Genomic DNA, 3,967 nt, shown 5'->3' with positions numbered 1-3,967 from the left:
CCCGCCAAGGTCAACAGCGGGGCCTGGACACCAGGATCCACCGGTCTTCATCAGGCACTGCAGTGCAGGAGCGGGGAAGGCGTGCTCCCAGAGTCCGGGCCTCGCTGCGGCTTACGCGCCCATTAGTTTGCTGCGGGGCCGCCCGGTCGTTGGATCGTGACGCTCAAGAGCGGCTCGCAGGTTGAGATCTGGGCGGACGGCTACAGCGAAGAAGGCGACCACTACCTGTTCAATGCGTTTGTGCGTGCCTCTGTTGAGGAGCAGCGCCACGTCGAGGTGACGAGCCGTAGCCCCGCGAGCGTCGAGAAAGTTCTCATCGTGATCGCCCGAGTCCCCACGGCCGACGTCGAATCCCTGTTCGGCGGGCCGGTCGGCCCGGACGAGAGCCCAGAGGGACGCTGATCTCGCGGGACGCCTTTCGAGGCTCGTAGTCGGGTTCCGGGTCAGTGGCGGCGGGGCGTGGAGTCGGGAATGAGGTGTTTGAGGACGGGCGTGCCCACGTTGAGCACCGTCCGGCCGAGCATGCCGTTGATCAGGCCCGCGGCGGACGCGTACCAGGCGCAGATGGCGGTCAGGATGCCGAGGTAGCCGCCGATCTTGATGGTGACCTCGCTGGTGGCGAGGTTGCCGATGAGCAGGATGATCAGCGTGGCCTCCAGGGTTACGAAGACGGCGAGGACGGCTTGGTTGATCTGCGTGCTCCACAGCAGCATGTACGCGTTGAAGATCGCGAACGCCAGCAGGATCCAGCCGATGTCGTTGGCCTGCTGTGCGGGGGTCGTCGCGCCGGCGAGCAGGACGACGTAGAGGCCGAGGCCGAGCCAGAAGCCGCCGAAGGACGCGAAGGCCGTGGCCCAGAAGACGTTCCGGTTGCGGAACTCCCACATGCCCGCCAGGAGTTGGACGAGGCCGCCGTAGGCGAGGGCGTAGCCCAGCCAGGCGTCGGTGCCGTTGGTCCAGCCGGCGTTCTTGGCGGAGAAGAGGAAGATGGTCAGCGCCAGGGCCGCGAGCCCCAGCGGGGCCGGGTCGGCGACCGCGGGCTGCGTCCGCGGTGTGGACTCTTGCTCGACTTGGGTCATGGTGCCTCCTGGTGGAGTCCCATCGCCGTGTCTCGTCTGGTCCGCGTGCGGGCCGGGCGGGAATGGACGAAGCGGACGTCACGTATGCCGCACCGGCGGGACGTTGCCCGTACTATCCGACCTCGCCGTCTTGCCAGGCATCCGGCGCGACCAGGACCGGTCTGGAATTGTCGGACGTGCCGGTCCCTATTGCCAGGTTAGCTCTGGCGGAGTTTCGGTTCGTTGTCCGCTTCGCGAAATATTTCCAGTGTTTGGTCCTTGCTTTATCTCGTGTGGGCCTGTGCGTGGTGATGTGTTTGTGGGTATATCGCTTGATATAGCGGTAGTTGGGGGAAAGATTTGGATTAATCTTTTTGAGGGTCGCGGGTTGCCGTTCTGGCGGCGGTGTCGGCGGGCGGGAGTCGGGCGAACTGTCGTAGGGGACGGCTAGCGTTCCGGGGTGGTCGAGTTGGGGAGGGTGATGCGGACGATCGTTCCCCTGGAAGGTGCGGAGCGCAGTTCGGCGCGGCCGCCATGGGCGGCGGCTATCGCGGCGACGATCGGAAGTCCGAGGCCCGTTCCGGCGGTGCCGTGCTCGGCGCGGTGAAAGCGCTCGAAGGCGCGCTCGGCATCGGCGGCGGACATGCCGGGTCCCTCGTCGGCCACCTCGATAACGCCCGGTTCGAGGCGGACGGTCGCCGCTGTACCAGGAGGTGTATGGGCGCGAATATTTGCCAGAAGATTCACGAACACCTGGCGGATGCGTGATTCGTCGACGGTTGCGATCAGCGTGTCAGGGGCGTCCAGCCGGAGTGGACGATCCGGGTCGGCGGCCGCCGCGTCGGCGATGGCGTCCTGGGCGAGGACGACCAGATCGGCGGCGACCGGCCGCAGCGACACCTCGCGGTCCAGGCGGGCCAGCTCCAGGAGGTCTGTGACCAGTTTGTTCATACGGCGCGCCTCGTCCTCGATGCGGCGCATCGCGTCCGGCAGTTCGTCGGGGCCGAGCGCGCCGTGCCGGTAGAGCTCCGCATAGCCCTGGACGGTCGTCAGCGGTGTGCGCAGCTCGTGCGAGGCGTCGGCGGCGAACTCGCGGACGCGGGCCTCGGAGCGGCTGCGTGCCCAGAAGGCCTGCTCGATCCGCTCCAGCATCACGTTGATGGCAGCGGCGAGCCGGGCCGCCTCGGTGCGTTCGCCCGAGCCCGGCATCCGGGCGCGCAGGTCGCCGCCCGCGGTGATGGCGTCGGCGGTGGCGGCCATCCGGTCCAGCGGGCGCAGGCCGCGGCCGATCAGCCTGCGCCCGAGCAGCGCCAGCAGCGCGAGGAGGACGACGGCCGTCGCGATCTCGGCGAGCACGAGGTTGCGGACGGCCAGGTGGATCTCGTCGAGTGGGGAGGCCACGACGATGACGCCGTTGCGCCAGGGACGGGCCACCGCGCGCAGTCCCGGGAGGGAGAACGGTTCGCGTGTGCTTGCGTGCGCGGCGAGCTCGGCCTCGCTGAGCTTCTCCACTTCGGCGACGGCCCGCCCGGGGTCCGGTGTGTCGCCGCTGAGGACGTGCACCTGGTTCGCGGGGCCGACCGCCAGCACGACGAACCGGGCCGGGGCGACGCCCTGTCCGGGGAACCCGGGACGCAGAAGCCGTGCCACGGCGTGGCCCGGGGTGGCCTGGAGGTCATCGTCGACGCGGTGCATCAGGTACCCGTTCAGCACGAACGCGCTGACCACGCCCATGATCGTCAGCCCTGCGACGGCGATGGCGAGCAGGCCGGTGAGCAGCCGGGCGTTGAGCGTCATGGCCGCAGCGCGTAGCCCACCCCGCGCTGGGTGTGGATGAGCGGTGTGCCCAGCGGGTCCAGCTTGCGGCGCAGGTAGCTGACGTAGGTCTCCACGACCTGCGGGTTCCCGTGGTCCCAGCCCCACACGCCCGCGAGAAGCTGGCTGCGCGACAGCACCATGCCCGCGTTCCGCATCAGGTACGCCAGAAGGCGGAACTCGGTCGGTGAGAGGTCCACGACGACGCCGCCGCGCCGGACCGTCCACTGCGCCTCGTCCAGTTCGAGGTCGCCCACGCGCAGGACGTCGTCGGGCGCGGCCGGTGCCGCCCGCCGCAGCACGGCCCGCACCCGCGCGATCAGGGCCTCGATGGAGAACGGCTTGGGGACGTAGTCGTCGCCGCCGAGGGTGAGCCCGGTGACGGTGTCGGACGGGGTGTCCCGCGCGGTCAGGAAGATCACCGGGACCTGGTTCCCGTCCGCGCGCAGCCGCCGGCAGACCTCGAAGCCGTCCACGTCGGGCAGCATGACGTCCAGCAGTACGAGGTCGGGGCGTTTCCGGTCGGCCAGGCGCAGGGCCTTCTCGCCGGTCTCCGCGGTCACGGTCGCGAACCCGTGAAAGCGCAGCGCGACCTCGATCAGGTCACGGATGTTGGCCTCGTCCTCCACGACGAGAATTCGCCTGCTCTCGCTCATCGGCCCCTGCGCTCATCGACTCCCACAGATCGTCCCATCCCACGGGGGCGGCCTGGTGGTCAGTTGGGGAGGGGTGTGCGGACGAACTTGGCGGTGCGGGTGTTGCCGGTGCGTTCGCCTGCGATGAGGATCTCGTCGCCCTTGGCGAGGTCCTTGAGGGCGGCGTCGTCGCGGTCCTTGCGAATGCGGGTGTCGTCGTTGGTCGTCCATGTCCAGGTGGCGCCGTCCTCGCTCTGGACGGTCAGCGTCGTCGGCGAGACGGCGGTGATCTTGCCGCGTTGCCAGGTGACGAGGCGGAAGGCGTCGTCGTCCTGGACGGTGGCCTCGCCGTGGACGCCGTGGCCGCGCGAGCCGAAGCCGAAGCCGGGGCCGCGCGGGCCGTGGTGCCACCTGTGGGGGTGGTCCTTGCCCCGGTCGTCCGGCCGGGCCGTGGGGGAC

The 3,967-nt window shown here is 69.6% G+C and carries 5 protein-coding genes; 1 reads left to right on the top strand and 4 read right to left on the bottom strand.

The features are described 5' to 3' along the window. Positions 1-156 precede the first annotated feature (156 nt). On the top strand, positions 157-402 hold the full coding sequence (locus E1281_RS38230; protein WP_131884584.1) for a hypothetical protein: 246 nt from the start codon (positions 157-159) through the stop codon (positions 400-402). A gap of 41 nt (positions 403-443) precedes the next feature. On the opposite strand, the gene E1281_RS38225 is transcribed toward E1281_RS38230, so the two are convergent. The 4 genes from E1281_RS38225 to E1281_RS40890 all read right to left on the bottom strand — a co-directional run. After that, positions 444-1,079, bottom strand: a complete 636-nt coding sequence (locus E1281_RS38225; RefSeq protein WP_131884583.1) for a GPR1/FUN34/YaaH family transporter — start codon at positions 1,077-1,079, stop codon at positions 444-446. Positions 1,080-1,505: 426 nt separating this feature from the next. Next, positions 1,506-2,855: a HAMP domain-containing sensor histidine kinase gene (locus E1281_RS38220; protein WP_131884582.1), complete on the bottom strand. Its 1,350-nt coding sequence runs from the start codon at positions 2,853-2,855 to the stop codon at positions 1,506-1,508. Then, positions 2,852-3,529 carry a response regulator transcription factor gene (locus tag E1281_RS38215; RefSeq protein ID WP_131884581.1) on the bottom strand — a complete coding sequence of 226 codons (678 nt, stop codon included), beginning with the start codon at positions 3,527-3,529 and terminating at the stop codon, positions 2,852-2,854. The genes E1281_RS38220 and E1281_RS38215 overlap by 4 nt, the downstream gene beginning before the upstream one ends. 59 nt (positions 3,530-3,588) lie before the next feature. Then, positions 3,589-3,967, bottom strand: a 379-nt coding sequence (locus E1281_RS40890; RefSeq protein WP_207943758.1) for a DUF5666 domain-containing protein, incomplete at its 5' end; no start/stop codon positions are given.

The organism is Actinomadura sp. KC345 (assembly GCF_004348515.1).
Classification (GTDB): Bacteria; Actinomycetota; Actinomycetes; order Streptosporangiales; family Streptosporangiaceae; genus Spirillospora.
The sequence above is the reverse complement of the archived record's forward strand: the minus strand, read 5'-3'. Positions and strand labels throughout refer to the sequence as shown.